This window comes from Shimia sp. R9_2, from assembly GCF_017743735.1.
Taxonomy (GTDB): domain Bacteria; phylum Pseudomonadota; class Alphaproteobacteria; order Rhodobacterales; family Rhodobacteraceae; genus Shimia.
Genome location: NZ_JAGHRO010000012.1, coordinates 28,119 through 50,981 on the forward strand (window position 1 = coordinate 28,119; position 22,863 = coordinate 50,981).

The following is a 22,863-nucleotide window of genomic DNA, read 5'->3' on the forward strand; positions in this document are numbered from 1 at the left end:
AATTTTCTATGCGTCATGTCAGGTCTTTCCACAAGACCTTGCCTGCGCCTGATTTGGGCAACGCGTCCACAAATTCCACGATAGAGGGGCATTTGTAGGCGCTCATTTGGGTTTTGCACCATGCGATCACGCTTTCCTCGGTCAGCGTGCCGCGTGTCTCTGGCAGGGCGACCACCACGGCTTTCACGCATTCGCCGCGCCGCTCGTCTTTGGCGCCAATCACGCAGGCCTCGGCGATATCCGGGTGGTGCAGCATCAGCATTTCAATCTCGGCGGGCCAGACTTTGAAACCGGCGGCATTGACCATGCGTTTGACCCGGTCGACCATAAAGAAATAGCCATCGGCGTCGCGGTACCCAATGTCGCCTGAGCGGAAGAAAGGCACGCCATCAATCTCGACAAAGGCCTCTTCGGTTTCGTCAGGGCGTTGCCAATAGCCGATGAAGTTTTGCGGGGCGTGCATGACAATTTCGCCAACCTCGCCATGGGGCAGTTCAGTGTCGCCGCCAATCTCCAGCACGCGACTGTCGACCTCAAAAATCGGCTGTCCCAGACATTGGCGTTTGGGAGCGTCAATCGGGTTCACATGGGTGGCGGCCATGGTTTCAGAGAGGCCGTACCCTTCGACATAGTCCAAGCCTGTCATGTCATAGAGCTTTTTGGCAATGGCTTCGGGCATGGCCGCGCCGCCGCCGCCGACCATCTCAAGGCTTGAGAGGTCATAGCTGTCAAATTTCGGGTCGTTCACCAGATCAATGGCCATAGTGGAGATCGACCGCCAGCGGGTGATGCGATAGCGCTCAATCAGTCCCGCAGCCAGCGCAGAGGACCAGCGTGGCAGGATGACATTGCGCCCGCCGGTGAGGATCGGCCCGTGCATGCCGTTCATCATGCCCGTGACATGAAAGAAGGGCAGGGCACCCAGATGGACGGTGTTTTCATGGATCGGGTTCCAGATCACCCCTGCGACCAGTGAGGCCATGACGGTGCGGTGCGTGTGCACACAGCCTTTGGGTTGGCCGGTGGTGCCGGAGCTGTAGGGGATGACAGCGAGGTCATCGCTTGTGGTGTCGCGAGGGCGTGGCGTGTGCGCTTGGTCTAGCGCCTTTTGAAAGCCGACCATCCCGAGCGCTTCGGCCTCGTCCTCTGACATGGCCGCAGCGAGGTTTTTGGGCACAAGGTCAAAGCCCTCTTGCCCCATATCGGTCATGCGTGCGCCGATCAGCGTGGTTAGCGCGCCGCGTTTGAGGGCGGGGAGAATGTGGTCGGATAGCTCCAGCGCGCAGACGGCGACTTTGGCGCCGGTATCGCCGACGAGATAGTCGATCTCGGCCTGTTTGTTCATTGGGTTCACGGGCACCACCGCGCCGCCCGCGCGCAGGATGCCGTAAAAGGCAATGATGTATTGCGGGCAGTTCTGCGTATAGAGCAGCACTCTGTCGCCCTTTTGCAGCCCGGCTTCGTGATGTAGATACCCTGCAAAAGCTGTCACACGCGCCGCGATGTCGGCATAGGTGTAGTCTGCGCCATTGTAGGTCACCGCGATACGGTTCCCCCATTTCTCAACGCTGGCCTCAAGGTTTGCATCCAAAGGATGGTCCGGGCGGTCAAACGTCCAGCGTTTTCCGGCTGGCCAAAAGTCAGGGATGCGGGCGTTGGGATGTGGCATTGGCGTGTCCGGTCAGCTCGTGTTGGGCGTTATTGGTGCGGGTTAGCCTAGCGGCAACTTGGTCTGCGTCATGAGGATTTTGCCCAAAGTCACGTCGCGTCGCAAATCACGCGCTTTGAGCGAAACCGATTTTCAGGTGCGGCTGCGCGGCCCTAGACTGTTGCCAACGAGGAGGAGGCCGCGATGTTTGATTTGACGGGGAAAGTGGCGCTGATCACCGGTTCCAGCCGGGGCATCGGCCGCGCGATTGCCGAGATGTTTGCTAAAGCCGGCGCGCGTGTTGTGGTCTCAAGCCGCACGGCGGAGGCCTGCGAAGAGGTGGCTGAAGCGATCCGGGCACAGGGCGGCGAAGCGCTTGTTGTGCCGTGCAACGTCAGCCACCGCGAAGAGGTCGAGGCGCTGGTTGCGAAGACCAACGAGGTCTGGGGGCAGATTGATGTCTTGGTGGCCAATGCGGCCATCAACCCGGTCTATGGTCCCATGTCGGCGTTGGATGATGCGGCATTCCATAAGATCATGACGGCAAATGTGCTGTCGCCTCTGCAGCTGTGCAATCTGGTATTGCCGGATATGGCCCAGCGGGGTGGCGGCAATGTGATCATCCTGAGCTCGATCGCAGGTATTCGCGGCAACCCTGTGATTGGCGCCTATGGCGTCTCCAAGGCGGCAGACGCCGCGCTCGCGCGCAATCTGGCAGTGGAGTGGGGGCCGAAAGGCATCCGTGTGAACGCCATCGCGCCGGGGCTTGTGAAAACCGATTTTGCCCGCGCGCTTTGGGAAAACCCGGAAGTGCTTGCCAAGGTTGAAGGACAAAACCCGCTGCGCCGGATCGGCCAGCCGGAAGACATTGCCGGGACAGCGCTGTTTCTGGCGACAGGCGCCAGCGCCTATATCACCGGACAGACGATTGTTGCCGATGGCGGTGAAACCATTTGCTGAGATGTGCCGCCCCGCGTGGGCGGCGTTGAAGATTGAGGGAGGCTCCTGATGAGCGATAAAAAAGTCAGCGTAGAATTTGTGGATGATGTGGCTTTGATTTGCATCGACAACCCGCCGGTGAATGCCAGCGGGGTTGCGGTGCGCCAAGGTCTTGTGGATGCACTGGAAGAGATCCGCGCGGCGGGAACTGCCAAGGCGATTGGGCTTTACTGCGCCGGGCGCACTTTTGTAGCGGGGGCCGACATCACCGAGTTTGGCAAACCGCCGATGGCACCGGGCCTGCCTGAGGTCTGCGATATTCTTGAAGCCAATGAGACGCCAATAGTGGCGGCCATTCATGGCACCGCGCTGGGCGGGGGGCTTGAGACCGCGATGGGCTGTCACGCACGGGTGGCTGTGCCAAGCGCGAAAGTGGGCCTGCCGGAGGTGCTGCTTGGCCTTCTGCCAGGCGCTGGGGGCACGCAGCGTGCGCCACGTCTGGCTGGCATCCCCAATGCGCTTGATCTGATCCTCTCTGGCCGTCATGTGCCCGCAGCGGAAGCTCTCAAGATGGGGTTAATTGACCGCATTGATGACGGTGAGCCGCGGGACGTGGTATTGGCGGCAGCGCGTGATGTGGTGAGCGGAGTGCTGGCGACTCGGCGGACCTGTGATCTGACCACAACGCCGGATGAGGCTGCGATTGAAGCCACGGCGGCGATGATTGCAAAGAAGCATCCGTATTTGATCTCGCCGCAGAAATGTGTGGAGGCTGTTGCTGCCTCGACGGGTGATTTCAAGGAAGGTCTGGCGCTCGAGCGTGAGGCCTTCATGACCTGTTTGGCCTCGCCGCAATCCAAAGGGCTGATCCACGCCTTCTTTGGCGAGCGCGCGGTGGCGAATATCCCTGAGAAAAAAGCGCAGGCCCGCGATGTGGCCTCACTCGGCGTGATCGGTGGCGGCACGATGGGCTCGGGCATTTCCACATCTGCGCTGATGGCGGGGCTGCCCGTGACCTTGGTCGAGGTCACGCAGGAGGCGCTCGACAAAGGCGTGGCAACCATCACAGGTAATCTCGATGGCGCGGTGAAACGCGGCAAGATGAGTGCCGAGAAACGCGATGCCGCGCTGGCGATGCTGACAGCTTCAACCGCGCTTGAGAGCCTTGGCGATGTGGATCTGGTGATCGAGGCCGTGTTTGAAAACATGGACGTCAAGAAAGAGATCTTTGGCAAGCTTGATGGCATCTGCAAAGAGGGGGCGATCCTGGCCTCCAACACCTCTTATCTGGATATCAATGAGATTGCGGCGCAGACCAGCCGCCCAAGTGACGTGCTGGGGCTGCATTTCTTCTCGCCCGCGCACATCATGAAGCTGCTTGAGGTGGTGGTTGGCGAAAACACCGCTCCAGAGGTGGTCGCGACAGGTTTCGCGCTGGCCAAGAAGATGCGCAAAGTTGGCGTGCGCGCGGGCGTTTGTGACGGTTTCATCGGCAACCGGATCTTGGGGCATTACCTGAAAGCGGCGAGCTATCTGGTCTTGGATGGCGCGCATCCCGATCAGGTGGACAAGGCACTGGAAGGCTTTGGCTTTGCCATGGGGCCGCATCGTGTTGGCGATCTGGCGGGGCTGGACATCGGTTATATGACCCGCAAGCGGCTGGCGGCGACGCGGCCTGCGGAGGAGCGCTACGGCGGGGCCATTGCGGACCGGCTGAGCGAAAATGGCTGGAACGGGCGCAAGACCGGCAAGGGCTATTTTGTCTATGAGGGCCGCGAGACGCAGGAGAATCCGGATCTCAACGGCATCATTGAGGAAGAGCGCGCCAAGGCCGGGATCGCGCCACGCAGCTTTGACGATGAGGAGATCGTGGAGCGCTATATGACCGCGATGATCTCCGAAGCGGTGCGGGTGATCGAAGACGGCATCGCGCTGCGGCCTGTGGATGTCGATGTGGTGTTCCTGATGGGCTACGGCTTCCCACGGTTCCGCGGCGGACCGCTGCATTATGCGGACACCATCGGTGCAGCAGAGCTGGTGAAACGCATTGAAACCTATGCCGCCGAGGATGCGTATTACTGGCAGGTGCCGGCGCTGCTGAAGAAGATGGCAGATGACGGCTCCACATTTGCTGATCTGAACAAAGGGAAGTGACGCCATGGATCTGAGTTTTTCCAAAGACGACCTCGCGTTTCGCGATGAGGTGCGCAGCTTTCTGGCCGATAACCTGCCGAAAGAGATTTCGGATGCGGTGCGCGCAGGCGGTGAGCTGACCAAAGCGATGATGGAGGAATGGCACGCCATTCTGAATGCGCGCGGCTGGCTGGCGACGATCTGGCCCAAGGAGTTTGGCGGCCCCGGTTGGAGCCCGGTGCAGAAACATATCTTTGATGAGGAATGCTGTCGCGCCTATGCCCCGCGCATTGTACCCTTCGGGCTGAATATGCTGGGTCCGGTGCTGCAGAAGTTTGGCTCCAAAGAACAGCAGGACCACTACCTGCCGCGCATTCTGGATGGCACCGATTGGTGGTGTCAGGGCTACTCGGAACCGGGGGCGGGCTCTGACCTTGCAAGCCTCAAAACCCGCGCGGAGCGGGATGGCGATGAATGGGTCATCAATGGGCAGAAAACCTGGACCACTCTGGGCCAGCACGCCGACTGGATCTTCTGCCTGTGCCGGACTGATCCGGATGCAAAACAGCAGCAAGGCATCAGCTTTATCCTTGTGGATATGGCCACGCCGGGCATCGAGGTACGCCCGATCAAGCTGATCGAAGGCGGCTATGAGGTGAATGAGGTGTTCTTCACCGACGTGCGGGTGTCGATTGGCAACCTTGTGGGCGAAGAAAACAAAGGCTGGACCATTGCGAAATTCCTGCTGACCCACGAGCGCACGGGGATTGCTGGGGTTGGCTCCTCGATGCAGGCGCTGGAAGAGGTGAAATCCATCGCGCGCAAGACCATGCGCGGGGGGCGGCCTCTGATCGAAGATCCGCTGTTTGCGGCCCGGATTGCGAAGGCTGAGATTGATCTTGAGGCGATGAAAATCACCAATCTGCGGATGTTGTTCAAAGCTCAGGAACAAGGCGCGCCGGGGCCAGAGACCTCTTTGCTCAAAATCAAAGGCACGGTGATCAATCAGGAACTCAAAGACCTCGCACGCCGCGCGCTGGGCCCTGCGGCCGCGCCATTCCCCGGCCATGTGACCGAAGGCAACTTGATGTTTGGCCCCGCAGATACCGAACACAATGCGGCGCGGTATTTTAACAACCGCAAAACCTCGATCTTTGGTGGATCCAATGAGATCCAGCGCAATATCGTCACCAAAACCATGCTGGAGCTCTGAGAGATGGACTTTAATCTGACCGAAGATCGCCAGATGCTGGCCGATACGCTGGGCCGTTTTCTGGCGGATCAATACCCTGTCGAGCACCGCATCAAGGTGGCTTATGAGGCACCTTACCATGATCCCGCCCTTTGGGAGCAGATGGTGGAGCTGGGCGCGCTCTATGCGCTGGCACCTGAAAGCGCAGGTGGCATGGGCGGCACCGGCTTTGACATCTCCGTTGTGTTTGAGGCGATGGGCAAAGCGCTCTGTCCTGAGCCACTACTAGGCGCTTTGATGGCGTCGCGTCTGCTGGCCGCAGCAGGTGCGGATCAAGAGGCTTTGCTGACCGGTGCCACAACATATGCGGTGGCCATCACGGAAATCGACGCGCCCTATGAGCTTGATCAGATTGCCACGCAGGCCAAAGAGGCAGGTGCCGGGTTTACGCTCTCAGGCCGCAAATCCACGGTTTACGGCGGGCAGGTGGCGGATGTGATCCTGGTGGCCGCGCGCCACGGTGCAGGTCTGGGCGTGTTTGCCGTGCAGGCGGAGGACGCCAACGTCACCGGCTATGGCATGATGGATGGCGGCGGCGCTGCCGAGGTGCTGTTGGATGACACGCCAGCGACACTGATATTGGCGGATGCAGAAGCGGCGCTGAAAGACGCGATCAACGCGGGCATTGTGGCGCTCTGTGCTGAAGCCGTGGGCGCGATGGATGTGGCCCATGCCACCACCGTGGATTACTTCAAACAGCGCAAACAGTTTGGTGTGCCGATCGGTAAGTTTCAGGTGCTGCAGCACCGCGCGGTGGACATGCTGACGGAAATCGAACAGGCCCGTTCGATCACCATCAAGGCAGCGGCAGAACTGGGGGGCGATGAGGCCTCAAAATATGCCTCGATGGCCAAAAATATGATTGGCCGCGCCGCGCGTCTGGTGGCGGAAGAGAGCATCCAGATGCATGGCGGTATCGCGATGACTTGGGAATATGCCGTGAGCCACTATGCCAAGCGGCTGACCATGCTGGATGCCCAGCTTGGGGATACGGATTACCATCTGAGCCAAGTGATGAAAGGCTATGCCGCCTAAGACGGTTTGAGATTGAGGAGAGGGCGCATCTTACCGTGGATGTGCCCTCTTGATTTTGGATTAGCCGAGAATGCCGGGCCAGTTGGCCAGACCAGCCTTGATGTTGCCCGGAATGTCCTGACGCCACAGCTCCATCGCGCGCATGTTGGCGTTGAGATAGAGTTTGCCTTCATAGATGGTCCAGGCCTCCGGAATGGTTGGGGCGAGGTAGCCCTTGGATGCGGCAAACGCGCAGTAACCGCCAAAGATCGGGGCATAGGCCTCAGGATTGGCCTCGAATTTTGCCGCGTTCTGAGCGGTGGAAAAATGCCAGGTCGCGCCATTCCAATCAACGCGGTTGGCGGCGTCCCCTTTCACCGGCTTCTGCTTGGTAAAATAGGCAACCGGATCAATGCCGTTGATGGCGAGCGGGTTCTGGAACACCAAGGGCTTGGCGGCCAGGGCTGCATTGGGAGCAAGTGCAAGGGCCAGAGGTGTGGCGGCGAAAAGGCCAAGAGCGGCGCGACGTGTCAGCATAATATGTCTCCTTTGATGATTTCTAGATATCCAGAGAAATCCGCAGCAGAAGACCTCGTCACTCCACTGTTATTAGATGAAACAAATCGGGCGCTGCTGTCGCGCCGGTTGAAGGATCGGATTTGAGCGCAATTTGTCCAACAATGCATGGATATTTTGCGAATTTTGCCCTCCAAACTCTGCCGCTTGAGAACCTTTCATTTACATGTCTGCTGCAGCGTCGCGGGGTGACCACTTGAGACCTTACCTTGGAGATTTTTGCAATGTTGAACCGAGTTCTGTGCGCCGCCGCTTTTGCCTGCGCGTCCCTCGCCACTGCCACTTCCGCTGAAACCATTCGCCTTGTTCAGGACGAAGCCTATGCGCCTTACATGGGCGTTGAAAATGGCGCGCCAACCGGGATCTGGGTGGACGTCATCACCGAAGCGCTGAGCCGCATTGAAGGCCAGTATGATGTCGAGATCGACGCTGTGCCATGGTCTCGCGCCGTGAATCTGGTGGAAAGCGGCCAAGCGCACGGTCTGATCGGGACATATGTGCGCCGTGAATCCCGCCCTTGGATCGGCACCTATTCCACCGCGCCTATCACCGAGAAAGTGTCCGTCTATTGCCGCAACGGCGTGGCCGATGCTGGCTGGAGCTATCCAGAAGACTTCTCAGGCTTGACCTTCGGAAACAATGCGGGGTTTGGCACACCTGGCGACGCGTTCTTTGACATGGTGTCGGGTGGTTTGATCTCGCTGCAAGAGGCGCAGACCACGGAGCAGAACCTGATGAAGCTCGACCGTGGCCGGATCGATTGCTACGTGCAGGAGCAGCTCGCGGCAGAGATGGTGATCAACGACAAAGGCCTGAAGAACGTAGAGCGCGTGCTGGACACCTCCGCTGAGACTGCACACGTCGGCTTCCGCGGCGACTGGCAGGGCGCTGAGGCCACCGCATTCATGGACGCCTTTGATGCTGCGGTGCAATCCATGCTGGACGATGGCACCATCGATGCGATGGTCGCAGAGACAGTTGGCAGCTGATTGATCATCTGAATTTAAAGACGCGGCGCTTTGTGATGAAGCGCCGCGTTTTTCTTTGGTGATGAGGGCTTATAGCACCTCAAACAGGCCCGCAGCGCCCATGCCGCCGCCCACACACATGGTGCAGACCACATATTTTGCACCGCGACGTTTGCCTTCGATCAACGCATGACCCACCATACGTGCTCCTGACATGCCGTAGGGGTGGCCGATGGAAATGGCACCGCCGTTCACGTTCAGAATGTCGTTGGGAATGCCGAGCACGCGTGCGGAATGCAGGACCTGGCAGGCGAAGGCTTCATTGAGTTCCCAAAGTCCGATGTCATCCATGGTCAAGCCATGCGCTTTCAACAGTTTTGGCACCGCATAGATCGGGCCGATGCCCATTTCGTCGGGCTCAAGCCCCGCAGCCATCACGCCCACATAGCGCCCGAGCGGCTCAAGCCCCTGCTTTTCCGCCAGTTTTGCTTCCATGATGACCGAGGCCGATGCGCCATCTGACAGTTGGGAGGCGTTGCCTGCGGTGATGAATTGGCCTTCTGCCACTTGCTGACCGTCTTTGAAAACCGGGTTCAGGCCCTGCAGGTTTTCAAGCGTCGTGCCGGGGCGGTTGCCTTCATCCTTCTCAAGGGTCACTTCGCGGAAAGAGATCTCCTTGGTCTCTTTGTCCATAACACCCATTGTGGAGGTCAGGGGTACAATTTCATCGTCAAACTTTCCGGCGTTCTGTGCTGCAGCGGTGCGCTGCTGGGATTGCAGCGCATAAGCGTCCTGATCTTCGCGTGTGACGCCATAACGATCAGCGACAATCTCAGCGGTTTCCAGCATGCTCATATACAGCGCCGGTTTGTGCTCTTTGATCCAGGGATCGGCCAGCCGGTCGCGGCGCATTTTTTCGTTTTGCACCAGCGAAATACTTTCCACGCCGCCGCCGATGGCCACTTCCATGCCGTCATGGATGACCTGTTTGGCGGCTGTGGCGATGGCCATCATGCCAGAGGCGCATTGCCGATCCAGCGACATTCCAGCAACGTTCACGGGCAGGCCGGCACGCACCACGGCCTGACGACCGATGTTGGAGCCGGTTGAGCCCTGCTGCAGGGCAGCGCCGATGATGCAGTCTTCGACTTCATGGCCTTCAAGCCCCGCGCGGGAGACCGCATGGGAGACCGCGTGGCCGATCAGCTCCTGAGCCTGCGTGTTGTTGAAAGCGCCGCGGTAGGCTTTGCCAATTGGCGTGCGGGCGGTGGAGACAATGAGTGCGTCGCGCATGAAAGAATTCCTGAAACTGAGGGGCGAGGGCGCGTCTGTGGCGCAGCTGTTTCGCGTTTGTTGTGCGTCGGAGCGGTGCCGTTCTTACCCGGCTTTCTTGAAGCTGGTGGCGTCTTTCTCAAAGCGCAGGTTTTTCCATTGTGCCACAAGTGCGGGTTTGTCCTCGCCCTTGATTTCGACGGTCACATTCCACTGGGTTTCAATCACACCGGGCTGAGGCTCGGCGTATTTGGCGAGCGTGAAGCGGCCTCGAATGTCCGCACCTGCCTTGACCGGCGCCACAAAACGCACGCGGTCAAAGCCGTAATTGATGCCGGTGCTTTCTGCTTCGGTGCGTGGCACCGCATCCGCGATCATTTGAGATAGCAGGGACAGGGTCAGGAACCCATGCGCCACGGTGCCGCCGTAAGGCGTGTCCCGCGCAGCATCCGGATCGGTGTGAATATATTGCTCATCCCCTGTGGCTTTGGCGAAGGCATCAATCATCGCCTGATCGATGTGGATCCATTTGGACAGACCGTATTCGCAGCCGACGCCATCTTCGAGTTTTAGAATGCGAGAAATCATGTGACGGGCCTCCGAGCCAAAAGTTCTGTGTTGGCGCTTAAATTTTGCAATGCAGAATTTTATTTTGCTTGTGAACAGAAAACGGGATTCGCCCCTGTCTGTCAATATGCAGAAAGAAATTCCACAATGCGGAATAATGGTGCTATGCGGTGGTCAGAGGCATGTCGGATTTGAGCCGTATTTACGACCTTCGTGCGCTTGCGGCGCAGAGAGCCTGAGCCTAGGTTGGCCGAAAGTTGGGCCAGTTGGCCGAGGCAAAGGGGAGCGCTGCCATGCATATGAGTGACCAGAGAGAGATTGCCGCACCGGTGGCCGAAGTATGGGCTGCGCTTTTGAGTGCGGATACGCTTCTGGCCTGTGTGCCGGGTGCCAAAGAAGTGACCGGAAACGCGGAAGAGGGCTTTGAGGCCACCGTGGTTCAGAAGGTGGGTCCGGTGAAAGCGACCTTCAAAGGCAAGGTGGAGCTGTCCAATCTGGTGGAAGGGCAAAGCTTGACCTTGACCGGCGAGGGCAAGGGGGGCGCTGCGGGCTTTGCCAAAGGCGGCGCGGATGTGACACTGGCGGAAAGCGAGACTGGCACGCTTCTGACCTATGAGGTTGAAGCAAAGGTTGGCGGGAAGCTCGCACAGCTTGGCAGCCGTCTCATTGACGGTTTTGCCAAGAAGATGGCCGACCAGTTTTTCACAAACTTCCAGAGCGCGTTGGAAGGTCCGGCAGAGACAGAAGAAGACAGTGCTGATGCTGCTGAGGAGACCGGTGAAAAGAAAGGTCTGTTCAAGCGATTGACCGGCGGCTAAGCGCGCGTCTCATTGATTTCAACCGCATCGGTGCAGAAAGTCTGTGCGCCGATGCACATCACAGTCTCGTGAAATTGCACTTGGCCTGACGGCACCGCCTGTTAGGTTGTGGCCTTCAATGGAGAGGGGGCCGCGATTGTGATTGTAGAGATTGAAGACCTGCGCAAAACCTATGCTGGCGGTTTTGAGGCCCTCAAGGGCATCACCCTCAGCATTGAGCGCGGAGAGATCCTGGCGCTTCTGGGACCAAACGGGGCGGGCAAGACCACTCTGATTTCCACGATTTGCGGGATCACTATGCCGGGGGCGGGGCATGTCCGAGTTGGCGGGCATGATGTGGTGACCAACTACCGTCAGGCGCGCGCGATGATTGGTCTGGTGCCCCAAGAGATCAATCTGGAACCCTTCAACAAAGTGATCGATACGGTGACCTATACGCGCGGCCTGTTTGGCAAGCCGCGTGATCCGGCCAAAATCGAAGCGATCCTGAAGCAGCTGTCACTATGGGACAAGCGCAACTCCCGTGTGATGGAGCTCTCCGGCGGCATGAAGCGGCGGGTGCTGATCGCAAAGGCGCTGAGCCATGAGCCGGATGTGCTGTTTCTGGATGAACCAACGGCGGGCGTCGATGTAGAGCTGCGCAAAGATATGTGGGACATCGTGGCTGGCCTGAAGGCGCAGGGTGTCACCATCATCCTGACGACGCATTACATCGAAGAGGCCGAGGCGATTGCCGACCGTGTGGGTGTGATCAACGGCGGCGAACTGTTGTTGGTTGAAGAGAAAGACGCGCTGATGGCGCGGTTGGGGCAGAAAACCTTGCAGGTCGACTTGCAGGAGGCGGTTGCTGCGGTGCCTGAGGCGTTGGCGAGCTATCAGCTTGAGCTGGTCGAAGGTGGTGCAGCGTTGCGCTACACCTATGACACGCGCGGGGAGAGCACGGGGATCACACGGTTTTTGAGTGATTTGTCCGCTGCCGGGTTGTCCTTACGGGATCTGCAGACCCAGCAGTCCAGTCTTGAAGATATTTTTGTGGGTCTGGTGTCGGAGGGCGCAGCATGAATTGGGCAGCAGTCTGGGCGATGTACTACGCGGAAATGACACGGTTTTTCCGCACCATTGCGCAAAGCTTCATTTCGCCGGTGATTTCCACATCGCTCTATTTTGTGGTGTTTGGCGCAGCCATTGGCAGCCGGATTGATCAGGTGGAAGGTGTGAGCTACGGCGCGTTTATTGTGCCGGGGCTGATCATGCTGTCGGTGATGACGCAATCTCTCTCCAACGCCTCCTTTGGCATCTATTTTCCAAAATTCATCGGCACCATCTATGAGTTGCTGAGCGCGCCGGTGAATTTTCTGGAGATCGTGCTTGGCTATGTCGGCGCGGCGGCAACCAAAGCGCTTTTCATCGGTGTGGTGATCCTTGCCACGGCCATGCTGTTTGTCGATGTGCCGATCCAGCACCCCGGCGCGATGATCCTGTTCCTAGTGCTGACATGCCTGAGCTTCTCGCTGTTTGGCTTTATCATCGGCATCTGGGCCGGAAACTTTGAGCAGTTGCAATTGATCCCGCTGCTGGTGGTGACGCCATTGGTGTTCCTTGGCGGATCTTTCTACTCGATTTCGATGCTGCCCCCGATCTGGCAGAAGATCACGCTGTTCAATCCGGTGGTCTATCTGATCTCGGGCTTCCGCTGGTCGTTCTTTGGCACCGCAGATGTGCCGATCGGCCTGAGCCTGTTGGCGATTGGCGGGTTTACGGCGGTCTGTCTGGCCGCGATCTGGTGGATCTTCAAAACCGGCTGGCGCATTCGCAATTGACGCCACGGCGCTGTGCAGGCGGGTAAGTTTTTTGGCATCAAACAGCGCTTTCCTTGGGGGCTTGCCTTGTGAAAGGCAGATGCGCGTTCTACATCCGATCAGATGAAACGCTTGAACCCTTTTGCCAAAAAACCGCCTGTGGTCGCCGTGATCCGTCTGCAAGGCGCCATCGCTGCGGGTACGCGCGGGCAACTGAATGATGCCACGCTGGCGCCAGTGATCGAGAAAGCCTTTAGCAAAGGCAAGCCAGCGGCTGTGGCGCTTGAGATCAACTCGCCCGGTGGCAGCCCGGTGCAAAGCGCGTTGATTGGCAGCCGCATTCGCCGCCTGGCGGAGGAAAAGGGCATCCCCGTGATCGCCTTTGTCGAGGATGTTGCCGCCTCCGGCGGCTATTGGCTCGCGGCCGCAGCGGATGAAATCTACGCGGATGACAGCTCCGTGGTGGGCTCAATCGGGGTGATTTCCGCAGGATTTGGCGCGAGTGTGTTCCTGTCCCGCCAGGGCTTTGAACGTCGTGTGCATACGGCGGGCAAAAGCAAGTCGATGATGGATCCGTTTCGCCCGGAGAAGCCCGAAGATGTGGCGCGGCTGAAGCAAATGCTCGAGCAGATCCACGAGAACTTCATTGAGCATGTAAAAACGCGGCGTGGCAGCAAGCTGGCGGATGAGCCGGAGCTCTACACCGGAGAGATCTGGATTGGCCGCAAAGCCAAAGAGGTTGGCCTGATTGATGAGATCGGTCATTTGGTGCCGGTGCTGAAGGCGCGATTTGGCGAGAAGGTGAAATTCCGCCGCTACGGCGTGAAGCGTTCAGTTCTACAGCGCTTCGGCGCGACGCTGGCGCAGGATGCGCTGGCCGGGATCGAAGAACGCGCGGAATTCGCGCGCTTCGGATTATAGAATGCTGGTAAAGATCGTTTCCTTTTTCCTGATCGGCATGGCGGTTCTGGCCATGTTTGGCAAGCTGCGCTTGCCGGGGCAGAAGCTCTTGGGAAAGAAGCGGTTGCAGTCAAAAAAATGCCCCAAGTGCGGGCGCTTCCAAATTGGCAAAGGGCCGTGCCCCTGCCGAAAGAACATGGGGTAACACATGGAATGGCTGCTGGTTGGGCTTGGGCTCGTGATCCTGCTTTTGGCAGGCGATGCGCTGGTACGTGGCGCGGTGAATGTGTCCTTGCGGATCGGGATCCCGGCGCTGATCGTTTCGCTGACGATTGTGGCGTTTGGCACCTCTGCCCCTGAGCTTCTGATCTCAATTGAAGCAGCGTTGAAAAACGCACCGGGCATCGCACTGGGCAATGTGGTTGGCTCCAATATCGCCAACGTGCTGCTGGTGCTGGGCATCCCGGCGCTGCTCGCGCCGATCCAGACCAGCCATTGCAACTCGCGGCGCAACTATGTGCTGATGATTGCCGCCACGGTCCTGTTTATCGGCGTGGCGAGCGCAGGCTTCTTCACATTCACCAGCGGTTTGATCCTGCTCGCTGGCCTGACCATCGCTTTGGGCAGTGCGTTTTATCAGGCCCGCTGTCACCGCAAGGCCGAGGCGGCCTGCGCAATGGAAGACGAGGAAGAGGTCGAGGGCGCAGACCCGGATATGCCCTGGTGGCGCATCTTTGTGTTCCTGATCCTTGGCCTGATCGGCTTGCCGCTTGGCGCGGATCTGATGGTGGATAACGCCGAAGTCATCGCCCGCCGCTATGGCGTGAGTGACACTGTGATCGGCCTGACCTTGATCGCGCTTGGCACCTCATTGCCGGAGCTTGCAACCACAGTCATGGCCGCGCTGCGCCGTCAGGCGGATGTGGCTTTGGGCAATGTGATCGGCTCAAACCTCTTCAACCTTCTGGCCATCATTGGTGTGACCTCGCTCATCCATCCGATCCGCGTGGATCCTGACTTCTTTGAGTTTGATTTCTGGGTGATGCTGGCGTCTTCGCTGCTCTTGATACCGTTTGTGTTCCTACGACAGGATCTCACACGTATTTGGGGTGTTGTCTTTACCGCGCTCTATCTGATCTACATCGCGGTGACGTTGACTTAAGGCGGGAGAGCACAGTGCGGGCATTGGTGACAGGCGCTGGGGCGCGACTGGGACAAGCCATGGCAGTCTATCTGGCGGAGCGCGGCTATGATGTGGCTGTGCATTATGCCAGCTCTCGTGTCGGCGCGCTGGAGACCGTTGAAGCCATTGTGAAAGCTGGGCGGCGCGGCGTCACGCTGCAGGCCGACCTGCTGGACGAGACCCAAACGCAAGCACTCTTGCCGCAGGCCTCTGAGGCGCTGGGTGGGCCGATTACTTGTCTGATCAACAACGCTTCGATTTTTGAGCAGGACAGCCTGCAGGACGCCACGCGCGAAAGCTGGGACCGCCACATCGAAAGCAACCTGAGGGCGCCATTTGTGCTGTCACAGGCTATGGTGGCGCAAGGCCTCACAGCGGCCTCAGATGAGGCCGGAGAGCCGGTCGCGGCTGGTCTGATTGTAAACATGCTCGACCAACGCGTGCGCAAGCTCACACCGGAGTTTGCGTCCTACACCATTGCCAAGATGGGGCTTTGGGCGCTGACCCAGACAGCGGCACAAAGCGCTGCGCCTCATGTGCGGGTGAATGCCATTGGTCCGGGACCCACATTGCAGGGCAGCCGGCAATCTGAGGCGGACTTTGCTGCGCAACGCGCGAGCACCGTTCTTCAACGCGGGGCTGATGCGTCTGACATATGCGCCGCGCTGGGGTACCTGCTGGATGCAAAAGCCGTGACCGGGCAGTTGATCTGTGTGGATGGCGGCCAGCATCTGGCCTGGCAGACGCCGGATGTTTTTGCCAGCGAATGACGCTTTGGCGCGCAGAGCCGATCATACTTTAGGAAAGCACCTTTGAAGACATTCGTAGCTTAGAATGGTTCTGAGCCGCGCGAGTTGTGCACTGTTCACAGAGCTGTCATGTTTTCGTTACTTTTTGTTAATGATTTCAATAATTTGTGCATCGCAGAAAATAAAAACAAGTAAAATCAACCGCTTGCATATATGCTTAAAAAATAGGCACGGTAACAAGTTGCGTTAAAAATAAGGGATTTCTTTACGGCTGAGAAAGATATCTCCAGAGTTATCCACAGTTTCCGTGGATGTAATTCTTCTTGCCCCGCGGGGCTTAAGATTGCAGGCCGACCAAAAGAATCATATTTGTCGGTCATGACGTCTGACATCGAAATTCCCTCTGCCGGCCCGACCGGTCACGCTTGTATTCAGAGCTATCTCAAAACCTTGGATGGTTCCCCCGGTGTGTACCGGATGCTCGATGCGCAGGCGCGGGTGCTCTATGTTGGAAAGGCGCGGAATTTGCGGGCGCGGGTGTCTAACTATGCGCGGCCCAGTGGGCATTCGGGGCGGATCGCGCGGATGATTTCCGAGACCGCGTCGATGATGTTTCTGACCACAAAGACAGAGACCGAGGCGCTGCTGCTGGAGCAGAACCTGATCAAGCAGCTCAAACCCAAATACAATGTGCTGCTGCGCGATGACAAAAGCTTTCCCAATATTCTGGTCAGCCGCGCCCATGGGTTCCCCCAGATCAAAAAGCACCGGGGCGCCAAGAAAGAGAAGGGCAGCTACTACGGCCCGTTTGCCAGCGCCGGGGCGGTCAATCGGACGTTGAGCCAGCTGCAGAAGGTCTTTCTGTTGCGCAACTGCTCGGATGCGATGTTTGAAAGCCGCTCGCGGCCCTGCTTGCTGTATCAGATCAAGCGCTGCTCTGGGCCGTGTGTGGGGCGGATCAGTGAGGCGGATTATGCGGAGAGCGTGCGGGATGCGGAGCGGTTCTTGTCGGGGCGCTCGACCCAGATCCAAGAGGCGCTGGCAGCGCAGATGCAGGAAGCCTCTGATGCGATGGAGTTTGAAAAGGCCGCTGCGCTGCGGGATCGGATCCGGGCGTTGACGACCGTGCAATCGGCGCAGGGGATCAACCCGCGCGGGGTGACAGAGGCGGATGTGATCGCCCTGCATCTTGAGAACGGGCAGGCCTGTGTGCAGGTGTTTTTCATTCGTGCACATCAGAACTGGGGCAACCGCGATTTCTATCCGCGGGTGGGCAATGAGATTGATGCGGCTGAAGTGCTGGAAGCCTTTATCGGGCAGTTCTATGACGGCAAGGAACCTCCACGTCAGTTGATCCTGTCTCATCCCATTGAAAATGAAGAGCTTATGGCAGAGGCCTTGGCCACGAAAGCGGGGCGTAAGGTGGAGATCCTTGTGCCGCAGCGGGGCGAGAAGGCAGAGCTTGTGGCCGGAGCGGCGCGCAATGCCCGCGAGAGCCTTGCGCGCAAGATGAGCGAGACCGCAACGCAGGCCAAGCTGCTTTCGGGCATGGCGGAAGCCTTTGATCTGGACGGGCCGCCGCAACGCATCGAAGTCTACGATAACAGCCACATCCAAGGCACCAATGCCGTTGGCGGCATGATCGTGGCGGGGCCGGAAGGCTTTATGAAAAACAGCTATCGCAAGTTCAACATCAAAGGGGATGACCTGACGCCGGGTGATGACTTTGGCATGATGAAAGAGGTGCTCACGCGGCGGTTTAAGCGGCTGCTGAAGGAAGACCCAGATCGCGATCAAGGCATGTGGCCTGACTTGCTGTTGATTGACGGCGGAGCCGGTCAGGTGAGTGCGGTGCATGAGATCATGGAAGAATATGGCGTGGAGGACATCCCCATGGTGGGCGTGGCCAAGGGTGTTGACCGGGACCACGGCAAGGAAGAATTCTACCGGATCGGCAAACGCCCGATGGCGCTCAGACGCAATGATCCGGTGCTCTATTTTGTTCAGCGCCTGCGCGATGAGGCGCATAGATTTGCGATCGGCACTCACCGCGCAAAACGTGCCAAAGCCGTGGGCGCGACCCCTCTGGACGATGTGCCCGGCGTCGGCGCGACGCGAAAACGGGCGCTGTTGGCACATTTTGGCAGCGCAAAGGCGGTCTCTCGCGCCAATCTGGCGGATTTGAAAGCCGTTGATGGCGTCTCTGACAAGCTGGCTGAGACAATTTACGACTTTTTTCACGAACGGGGATGAAGCGGCCGCGCGGTGTGTGTTGCGCCGCAAGGCGTGCTCTTGCTGCCGCAGGTGCAAGGTGAGGGCTTTTGATTGCGGAGAAAAGTGCTTAGGAAGTGGCTATGACTTGGAACATTCCCAATATTCTCTCCGTTCTCCGCCTGATCGCCGCGCCCATGATTGCGGTGATGTTTCTCTATTTTGAACGGCCCTATGCGGATTGGTTTGCGCTGATGCTGTTTCTTGTGGCTTCGGTCACCGATTGGTTTGACGGCTATCTGGCGCGGCTCTGGAAGCAGGAGACGCGGCTGGGCGCGATGATCGACCCGATTGCGGACAAAGCCATGGTGGTGATCGCGCTGATGGTGATCGTGGGGTATTCCTCCATGTCGCCCTGGCTGGTGCTGCCTGCCACCGTGATCTTGTTCCGCGAAGTCTTTGTGTCCGGCCTGCGCGAGTTCCTTGGCGATGTGGCCGGAACACTGAAGGTGACCAAGCTGGCGAAGTGGAAAACAGCGACGCAAATGGTTGCGATTGCTTTCCTTTTTGGCCAGGGCGTGTTTGAGCACTACCTTGGCATGTCGGCCTGGGGCATGGATCAGGCGATGGTCGATCAGATCATGCTGGGCGAGATCGAAGACCTGCAGGGGCTGCGCTGGAAACATGCGGGCATGGTCTGGTCCGGCTGGATGGGACTTTGGTTGCTCTGGATTGCGGCGGCGCTGACCGCTATCACTGGGATTGACTACTTCAACAAGGCCAAGCCGCATCTAAAGGATTGATCGCTATGGATGTTCTCTATTTCGCATGGGTGCGTGAACGGATCGGGATCCCCAAGGAAAAGGTGGAGACCACAGCCAAGACCGTGGCGGAGCTGGTTGAAGAACTCAAGGCACGCGAAGAGCGCTATGCGGTGGCCTTCTCCGATCTGAGTGCCCTGCGGGTGGCTGTGGATCAGGAGCTGACCGACTTTGATGCCTCCATCGAAGGCGTGCGTGAAGTGGCATTTTTCCCACCAATGACAGGCGGTTAAGAGGAGCAGGCCATGCGGGTTGTTGTGCAGGAAGCGCCGTTTGACTTTGGCAAGGAAGCGCAGGATTTTGCCAGCGGCCACAGCAATATGGGCGCCATTGTCACCTTCACCGGTGTGGTGCGCGATGCCGACAAGGGCGGCATGGATCGCATGGTGATTGAGCACTATCCCGGCATGACCCAGAAGGCGCTGGAGACCATCGCCGAAGAGGCGGTCAGCCGTTGGAATCTCGGCGATGCTCTGGTCATCCATCGCCATGGTGAGCTGCGTCAGGGCGATATGATCATGATGGTGGCCACCGCGGCGCGCCATCGTGTGGATGCCTTTGAGGCAGCGGAATTCCTAATGGATTACCTGAAGTCCCGCGCGCCGTTCTGGAAGAAAGAATACACCGCAGACGGGGCCGAATGGGTGGCCGCGAAAGATGCGGATGAGGACGCGCTGAGCCGCTGGTGACCTTCACTGAGCACAGCGGATTGTCGGGCCGTTAACCAAAAAATTCTGCCAAAACCGCACGTCGGTATCGCGTCGGTATCCCTACGGTATTGCGTCGGTGCAAAATTCCGTGTCGGCCAAATGGGCAAGTGTGACCTGACCGTGCTGCGCAACGGGACGTGCGGCAACAGTATTGCGCGCCACAAGCCGTGTGTTTTCCAAATCGAGAACGAGGCGAACGTTGCTTTCTGGGTTTGGGCTCATGATCGTCGGCGGGGGACTGGTTGATTGTAGGCGGTTCAATGGCTGTCACACTGCATTCGTTCTCTTGGGAGTTGGAGTGGGAGTTATGGCTGAAAGGTTTATTCTGCTGACTGGATGTTCGGGCGGAGGCAAATCGACCCTGCTGAGTGCCTTGGCCGCGCGCGGTTGTGCGACCGTCCCAGAGCCGGGCCGACGTATCATCGCAGAGCAAGTGGCAGGCGGAGGCAAAGCGTTGCCTTGGGTCGATATGGAAGCTTTCGCACGTCGGGCCATCGAGGTGGCGCGGTCTGACCTTGCGGCCGCCCAGAAGCTTGAGGGGCCTGTCTTCTTTGATCGCGGTCTGATCGACGCAGCTGTCGCCTTGGAGCATTGTGGTGGCCGCAAGGCGCGCGACACATTTGGCGAGGTGCTGCCCTATGCAAGGCGTGTCTTCGTTGCGCCGCCGTGGCGGGCGCTGTTTGTCAACGACGCGGAACGCCAGCACAGTTTTGAGGCAGCGGTCCAAGAGTACATGCGCATAGCGTGGTCATTGGATGAGCTCGGCTATGAGCAATATGTGCTGCCCAAGATGTCGGTGACGGCGCGGGCCGACATCATTTTAAAGCAATGCGGGTTGTAAGGGGCGAACTGCCTTTGGAGACCGCCTTGGCGACCAACATCTGTTATTTGGCCTGATGCCTCGGACTTACCGCCCGAGCTGGCCGCGGAGCTCTTCGGCTTCTTGGCGGGCGTCGCGCAGGCCGTCCATGGCGGCGGAGAGTTCGGCTTCGGTCTGGGTGAGCTGGTTGGTCAGCTCCGCCTCGCGCTGCTGCAGATAGGTGATCGCCTGATCGCGGGTTTCCTCGGCTTCGTGCAGCTCCTGGCTCATGCGTTCCAGCTGGTCCACATCCGACTGGGCCACGCGGGTGAAACGGTGCACCAGCCAATTGGCAAACCACCCCATGCAAAAGGCCACAAACAGGATCACGGCTGTGGTCAGGATGAACTCAATACGCGTCATTGCTCTTCTGTCTCCTCGCCGTCGTTCTGCGCGGCGTTTTCGGTGGATGGGGCCTCTGCTGCTGCCTCTGGCTGGCCCTCAACTTCGGATTCTTCGGTTGTCTGTTCGGCGGTTTCTTCGGTGCTCGCTTCCGGCGCGGCCTCGGTTGCTGCGTCGGTGGCTGCCTCAGAAGTGGCCTCGGACGGGGTTGCCTCTGCGCCTTCAGCTTCGTTTGCCTCACCCTCTGCGTCAGCGGCCTCAGCAGTTTCCGCGCCTTCGGGCAGGATGCGGACAAATTCGATGCGGCGGTTGGCTTCGCGGCCAGCCTCTGTGCCGTTGTCGGCGATGGGCTGGCTTTCGCCATGGCCCACGGCGACAAAGCCGGAGGTGAGCACGCGGCGGTCCTGCAGCGCGGTCAGAACGGCCTGGGCGCGGGTCTGGCTGAGCGCTTGGTTCATGGACTCGCGGCCCTGACTGTCGGTGTGGCCTTGAATTTCGATGCGTAGGTCGGGGCAGGCTTCGAGCTGACGGGCCAGCTCGTCGATGATCGGATCGGCGCTGGCGTCGAGCGTGCCTTTGCCCGGCTCAAAGGCGATCTTGGTCTCGTTTTGAAGCGCCTGAATATTGGCCATGCATTCCTCGGCGGTGGGGATGCCGGCCAGCGGGTCAAGCGCCTCTAGATAGGTCACGTTGATGGCGAAGTGGTCTGTCTGGCTGAGCTTGTCCGCCAGAAGCTGGGCGATGCGGGCGTTGGCCTCGGTGCTGCCGGTGTTGCCGGAGACAGAGACAGCCTCAGGGGTGATCTGCAGCACGCCGTTGTGGAGCAGCGAGAGTGCATCAAGGCCAGCCATCACACGGAAGGGCCAGGTGCGCGGCAGGGTTTCGTCCAGACGGGTCGCCATATGCACGGTGTCGCTGCTGAAGCGGGCGCGGGCATAGCTTTCTGTTGTGTCACGCGCGATTTCATTGGGCAGGCGGCCACGCAGTTGCAACAGGCCTTCGGGGCTGAGCGTTGCGGTGAACTCCTGTGCGCGGGAGGCGTCGTCGTCCTGCTGCGGGGCAGGTGGCAGGATGGCGAGCAGGGCGAAGGCTTCGGGCAGAGCGGCTTCGGTTTCGGCTGCGACTTTGTCAAACAGGGACTGACCGGTGCCCTGCGGCGCGGTGAGGGTCACATCCGCATCAGAGATGGTCAGCGTGCCGCCGCCAAGTTCGGCAAGGCCTGCGAGAGAGGCTTCCACCGCTTCCGCCCAGCGGGTGGAGGGCACGCCGAGGCCGATCACACATTCGCTCTCAGCCTCCATGCCTGCGGCGCGGGCGGCTTTGAGGATGCGGGCCTGGGCGGCTTCGGTGTCGGCAGAGCAGGCGTCAAAGCGGGCGCCGTCTTCATTGAGCACAAAGCGCAGGGTGAAGGGGGTGATCACCGGACGGGGCGCGGAGATGGCGAGGTTCACCTCCACGGTTTTGGGGGCACGGCGCATCAGGTCGTGTTCCAATGCGGCGCGGGCCTCGGCGCTGTCGGCCATGGCGGTTACATCCACGCGGCCTGCCTCAACAGAGATCTTGGCGCGGGGCAGTTCTTCCAACGCGCCCAGAGCGAAGCGCACCGCGGGGCGCCAGCCAGCGGGGGTGGCGTAGTCTGCGGTTTCCAGAAAATCGGCCACGTTCTGTGCGCCGGAGGCCTCTTTCAGATCGTTGATGATCTGGGTGCGGTTGGCGTTTTTGGGGATCAGGCCGATGAGGGAGATGCCCGCATCATTGCGTAGGATTTCCACGGAAAAGCGCGGCGGGGCGATGGCGGCGGTGGCCGGGACCTGCATGTTGTCGATCACGCGGGAGGCGTCGACAATGCGGCTGGCGGCAGACACGGCGCGGAAGCGGTCGGCCTCGGTGGGGGCCACACCGGCGAGGAAGATCTGCAGCCCTTCGGCATAGACCTCGGCCCAGTCCATATTGTTCTCGGCCAGCTCACGCTCCACGGCGGTGCTTGAGGTCTCTTCTATGAGATCGGCGGAGAGGCTGGCGGCGACGAGGCTGAGAAGGGCCGCAGTTGCGAAGGTGACAAAGAGGATCAGTAAGGAAGAAAGTCGCATTCAGAGGTGCAG

General features: G+C 59.3%; 23 protein-coding genes. 17 read left to right on the forward strand and 6 right to left on the reverse strand.

Features of this window, described 5'->3' with window-relative positions; all coding sequences use genetic code 11:
- Positions 1 to 13: 13 nt before the first annotated feature.
- Positions 14 to 1,669, reverse strand: a complete 1,656-nt coding sequence (locus J7400_RS19770) for a long-chain-fatty-acid--CoA ligase (RefSeq protein ID WP_209065829.1) — start codon at positions 1,667 to 1,669, stop codon at positions 14 to 16.
- 183 nt (positions 1,670 to 1,852) lie between these two features.
- On the opposite strand from J7400_RS19770, the gene J7400_RS19775 reads away from it, so the two are divergent.
- Genes J7400_RS19775 through J7400_RS19790 form a run of 4 tightly spaced genes read left to right on the forward strand, consistent with a single transcriptional unit; the run spans position 1,853 to position 7,007 of the window.
- Positions 1,853 to 2,608 carry an SDR family oxidoreductase gene (locus tag J7400_RS19775; protein WP_209065830.1) on the forward strand — a complete coding sequence of 252 codons (756 nt, stop codon included), beginning with the start codon at positions 1,853 to 1,855 and terminating at the stop codon, positions 2,606 to 2,608.
- A gap of 48 nt (positions 2,609 to 2,656) precedes the next feature.
- Entirely contained in the window at positions 2,657 to 4,741 is a 2,085-nt protein-coding gene (locus tag J7400_RS19780; protein WP_209065831.1) for a 3-hydroxyacyl-CoA dehydrogenase NAD-binding domain-containing protein, read from the forward strand.
- 4 nt (positions 4,742 to 4,745) lie between these two features.
- Positions 4,746 to 5,933 (forward strand): acyl-CoA dehydrogenase family protein, encoded by a 1,188-nt coding sequence (locus tag J7400_RS19785; RefSeq protein ID WP_209065832.1) that lies wholly within the window; start codon positions 4,746 to 4,748, stop codon positions 5,931 to 5,933.
- 3 nt (positions 5,934 to 5,936) lie between these two features.
- Positions 5,937 to 7,007 (forward strand): acyl-CoA dehydrogenase family protein, encoded by a 1,071-nt coding sequence (locus tag J7400_RS19790; protein ID WP_209065833.1) that lies wholly within the window; start codon positions 5,937 to 5,939, stop codon positions 7,005 to 7,007.
- A 60-nt stretch (positions 7,008 to 7,067) separates the two neighbouring features.
- Here J7400_RS19790 and J7400_RS19795 read toward each other — a convergent pair whose 3' ends face one another.
- Positions 7,068 to 7,523: a YHS domain-containing (seleno)protein gene (locus J7400_RS19795; protein WP_209065834.1), complete on the reverse strand. Its 456-nt coding sequence runs from the start codon at positions 7,521 to 7,523 to the stop codon at positions 7,068 to 7,070.
- 263 nt (positions 7,524 to 7,786) lie between these two features.
- Between J7400_RS19795 and J7400_RS19800 the strand changes: the two genes are divergently transcribed.
- Complete coding sequence (locus tag J7400_RS19800; protein ID WP_209065835.1) at positions 7,787 to 8,551, forward strand: transporter substrate-binding domain-containing protein; 765 nt, start codon at positions 7,787 to 7,789, stop codon at positions 8,549 to 8,551.
- 69 nt (positions 8,552 to 8,620) lie between these two features.
- Here the strand turns inward: J7400_RS19800 and J7400_RS19805 are convergent, their stop codons facing one another.
- Together J7400_RS19805 and J7400_RS19810 are read right to left on the reverse strand one after the other, a co-directional pair.
- Entirely contained in the window at positions 8,621 to 9,823 is a 1,203-nt protein-coding gene (locus J7400_RS19805; RefSeq protein WP_209065836.1) for an acetyl-CoA C-acyltransferase, read from the reverse strand.
- Between the two features lie 84 nt (positions 9,824 to 9,907).
- Positions 9,908 to 10,390 (reverse strand): MaoC family dehydratase, encoded by a 483-nt coding sequence (locus J7400_RS19810; RefSeq protein ID WP_209065837.1) that lies wholly within the window; start codon positions 10,388 to 10,390, stop codon positions 9,908 to 9,910.
- 272 nt (positions 10,391 to 10,662) lie between these two features.
- Between J7400_RS19810 and J7400_RS19815 the strand changes: the two genes are divergently transcribed.
- From J7400_RS19815 to J7400_RS19865, 12 genes are all read left to right on the forward strand, one after another.
- A complete protein-coding gene (locus J7400_RS19815; protein ID WP_209065838.1) occupies positions 10,663 to 11,187 on the forward strand; it encodes a carbon monoxide dehydrogenase subunit G in 525 nt (174 codons plus the stop codon).
- A gap of 138 nt (positions 11,188 to 11,325) precedes the next feature.
- Positions 11,326 to 12,249: an ABC transporter ATP-binding protein gene (locus J7400_RS19820; protein ID WP_348540217.1), complete on the forward strand. Its 924-nt coding sequence runs from the start codon at positions 11,326 to 11,328 to the stop codon at positions 12,247 to 12,249.
- Positions 12,246 to 13,007: an ABC transporter permease gene (locus J7400_RS19825; protein ID WP_209065839.1), complete on the forward strand. Its 762-nt coding sequence runs from the start codon at positions 12,246 to 12,248 to the stop codon at positions 13,005 to 13,007. Before J7400_RS19820 ends, J7400_RS19825 begins: the two co-directional genes overlap by 4 nt.
- Before the next feature lie 102 nt (positions 13,008 to 13,109).
- Entirely contained in the window at positions 13,110 to 13,907 is a 798-nt protein-coding gene (locus J7400_RS19830; RefSeq protein ID WP_209065840.1) for a S49 family peptidase, read from the forward strand.
- 1 nt (position 13,908) lies between these two features.
- Positions 13,909 to 14,091: a hypothetical protein gene (locus J7400_RS21285; RefSeq protein WP_247738937.1), complete on the forward strand. Its 183-nt coding sequence runs from the start codon at positions 13,909 to 13,911 to the stop codon at positions 14,089 to 14,091.
- A 3-nt stretch (positions 14,092 to 14,094) separates the two neighbouring features.
- Positions 14,095 to 15,048: a calcium/sodium antiporter gene (locus J7400_RS19835; RefSeq protein WP_209065841.1), complete on the forward strand. Its 954-nt coding sequence runs from the start codon at positions 14,095 to 14,097 to the stop codon at positions 15,046 to 15,048.
- Positions 14,991 to 15,839 (forward strand): SDR family oxidoreductase, encoded by an 849-nt coding sequence (locus J7400_RS19840; protein WP_280638035.1) that lies wholly within the window; start codon positions 14,991 to 14,993, stop codon positions 15,837 to 15,839. The genes J7400_RS19835 and J7400_RS19840 overlap by 58 nt, the downstream gene beginning before the upstream one ends.
- Before the next feature lie 357 nt (positions 15,840 to 16,196).
- Positions 16,197 to 18,071, forward strand: a complete 1,875-nt coding sequence (uvrC, locus tag J7400_RS19845; RefSeq protein ID WP_209065843.1) for an excinuclease ABC subunit UvrC — start codon at positions 16,197 to 16,199, stop codon at positions 18,069 to 18,071.
- Between the two features lie 101 nt (positions 18,072 to 18,172).
- Positions 18,173 to 18,832, forward strand: a complete 660-nt coding sequence (gene pgsA, locus J7400_RS19850) for a CDP-diacylglycerol--glycerol-3-phosphate 3-phosphatidyltransferase (protein ID WP_209065844.1) — start codon at positions 18,173 to 18,175, stop codon at positions 18,830 to 18,832.
- 5 nt (positions 18,833 to 18,837) lie between these two features.
- The gene (moaD, locus tag J7400_RS19855; RefSeq protein WP_209065845.1) at positions 18,838 to 19,083 is read left to right on the forward strand and encodes a molybdopterin converting factor subunit 1; all 246 of its coding nucleotides are present in this window, start codon (positions 18,838 to 18,840) and stop codon (positions 19,081 to 19,083) included.
- Positions 19,084 to 19,095: 12 nt separating this feature from the next.
- Positions 19,096 to 19,539, forward strand: coding sequence for a molybdenum cofactor biosynthesis protein MoaE (locus tag J7400_RS19860; RefSeq protein ID WP_209065846.1), 444 nt, complete (start codon positions 19,096 to 19,098; stop codon positions 19,537 to 19,539).
- A gap of 328 nt (positions 19,540 to 19,867) precedes the next feature.
- Complete coding sequence (locus J7400_RS19865) at positions 19,868 to 20,401, forward strand: AAA family ATPase (RefSeq protein ID WP_209065847.1); 534 nt, start codon at positions 19,868 to 19,870, stop codon at positions 20,399 to 20,401.
- Positions 20,402 to 20,467: 66 nt separating this feature from the next.
- Here the strand turns inward: J7400_RS19865 and J7400_RS19870 are convergent, their stop codons facing one another.
- Both J7400_RS19870 and J7400_RS19875 read right to left on the reverse strand, forming a co-directional pair.
- Positions 20,468 to 20,782: a hypothetical protein gene (locus tag J7400_RS19870; protein ID WP_209065848.1), complete on the reverse strand. Its 315-nt coding sequence runs from the start codon at positions 20,780 to 20,782 to the stop codon at positions 20,468 to 20,470.
- Positions 20,779 to 22,851 (reverse strand): OmpA family protein, encoded by a 2,073-nt coding sequence (locus J7400_RS19875; protein WP_209065849.1) that lies wholly within the window; start codon positions 22,849 to 22,851, stop codon positions 20,779 to 20,781. Before J7400_RS19875 ends, J7400_RS19870 begins: the two co-directional genes overlap by 4 nt.
- Positions 22,852 to 22,863 lie beyond the last annotated feature (12 nt).

Bases quoted from the DNA above. Each gene is read 5' to 3' on its own strand.
- J7400_RS19770 (WP_209065829.1), bottom strand. From the start codon at position 1,669: ATGCCACATCCCAACGCCCGCATCCCTGACTTTTGGCCAGCCGGAAAA.
- J7400_RS19775 (WP_209065830.1), top strand. From the start codon at position 1,853: ATGTTTGATTTGACGGGGAAAGTGGCGCTGATCACCGGTTCCAGCCGG.
- J7400_RS19780 (WP_209065831.1), top strand. From the start codon at position 2,657: ATGAGCGATAAAAAAGTCAGCGTAGAATTTGTGGATGATGTGGCTTTG.
- J7400_RS19785 (WP_209065832.1), top strand. From the start codon at position 4,746: ATGGATCTGAGTTTTTCCAAAGACGACCTCGCGTTTCGCGATGAGGTG.
- J7400_RS19790 (WP_209065833.1), top strand. From the start codon at position 5,937: ATGGACTTTAATCTGACCGAAGATCGCCAGATGCTGGCCGATACGCTG.
- J7400_RS19795 (WP_209065834.1), bottom strand. From the start codon at position 7,523: ATGCTGACACGTCGCGCCGCTCTTGGCCTTTTCGCCGCCACACCTCTG.
- J7400_RS19800 (WP_209065835.1), top strand. From the start codon at position 7,787: ATGTTGAACCGAGTTCTGTGCGCCGCCGCTTTTGCCTGCGCGTCCCTC.
- J7400_RS19805 (WP_209065836.1), bottom strand. From the start codon at position 9,823: ATGCGCGACGCACTCATTGTCTCCACCGCCCGCACGCCAATTGGCAAA.
- J7400_RS19810 (WP_209065837.1), bottom strand. From the start codon at position 10,390: ATGATTTCTCGCATTCTAAAACTCGAAGATGGCGTCGGCTGCGAATAC.
- J7400_RS19815 (WP_209065838.1), top strand. From the start codon at position 10,663: ATGCATATGAGTGACCAGAGAGAGATTGCCGCACCGGTGGCCGAAGTA.
- J7400_RS19825 (WP_209065839.1), top strand. From the start codon at position 12,246: ATGAATTGGGCAGCAGTCTGGGCGATGTACTACGCGGAAATGACACGG.
- J7400_RS19830 (WP_209065840.1), top strand. From the start codon at position 13,110: ATGAAACGCTTGAACCCTTTTGCCAAAAAACCGCCTGTGGTCGCCGTG.
- J7400_RS21285 (WP_247738937.1), top strand. From the start codon at position 13,909: ATGCTGGTAAAGATCGTTTCCTTTTTCCTGATCGGCATGGCGGTTCTG.
- J7400_RS19835 (WP_209065841.1), top strand. From the start codon at position 14,095: ATGGAATGGCTGCTGGTTGGGCTTGGGCTCGTGATCCTGCTTTTGGCA.
- uvrC (WP_209065843.1), top strand. From the start codon at position 16,197: ATGACGTCTGACATCGAAATTCCCTCTGCCGGCCCGACCGGTCACGCT.
- pgsA (WP_209065844.1), top strand. From the start codon at position 18,173: ATGACTTGGAACATTCCCAATATTCTCTCCGTTCTCCGCCTGATCGCC.
- moaD (WP_209065845.1), top strand. From the start codon at position 18,838: ATGGATGTTCTCTATTTCGCATGGGTGCGTGAACGGATCGGGATCCCC.
- J7400_RS19860 (WP_209065846.1), top strand. From the start codon at position 19,096: ATGCGGGTTGTTGTGCAGGAAGCGCCGTTTGACTTTGGCAAGGAAGCG.
- J7400_RS19865 (WP_209065847.1), top strand. From the start codon at position 19,868: ATGGCTGAAAGGTTTATTCTGCTGACTGGATGTTCGGGCGGAGGCAAA.
- J7400_RS19870 (WP_209065848.1), bottom strand. From the start codon at position 20,782: ATGACGCGTATTGAGTTCATCCTGACCACAGCCGTGATCCTGTTTGTG.
- J7400_RS19875 (WP_209065849.1), bottom strand. From the start codon at position 22,851: ATGCGACTTTCTTCCTTACTGATCCTCTTTGTCACCTTCGCAACTGCG.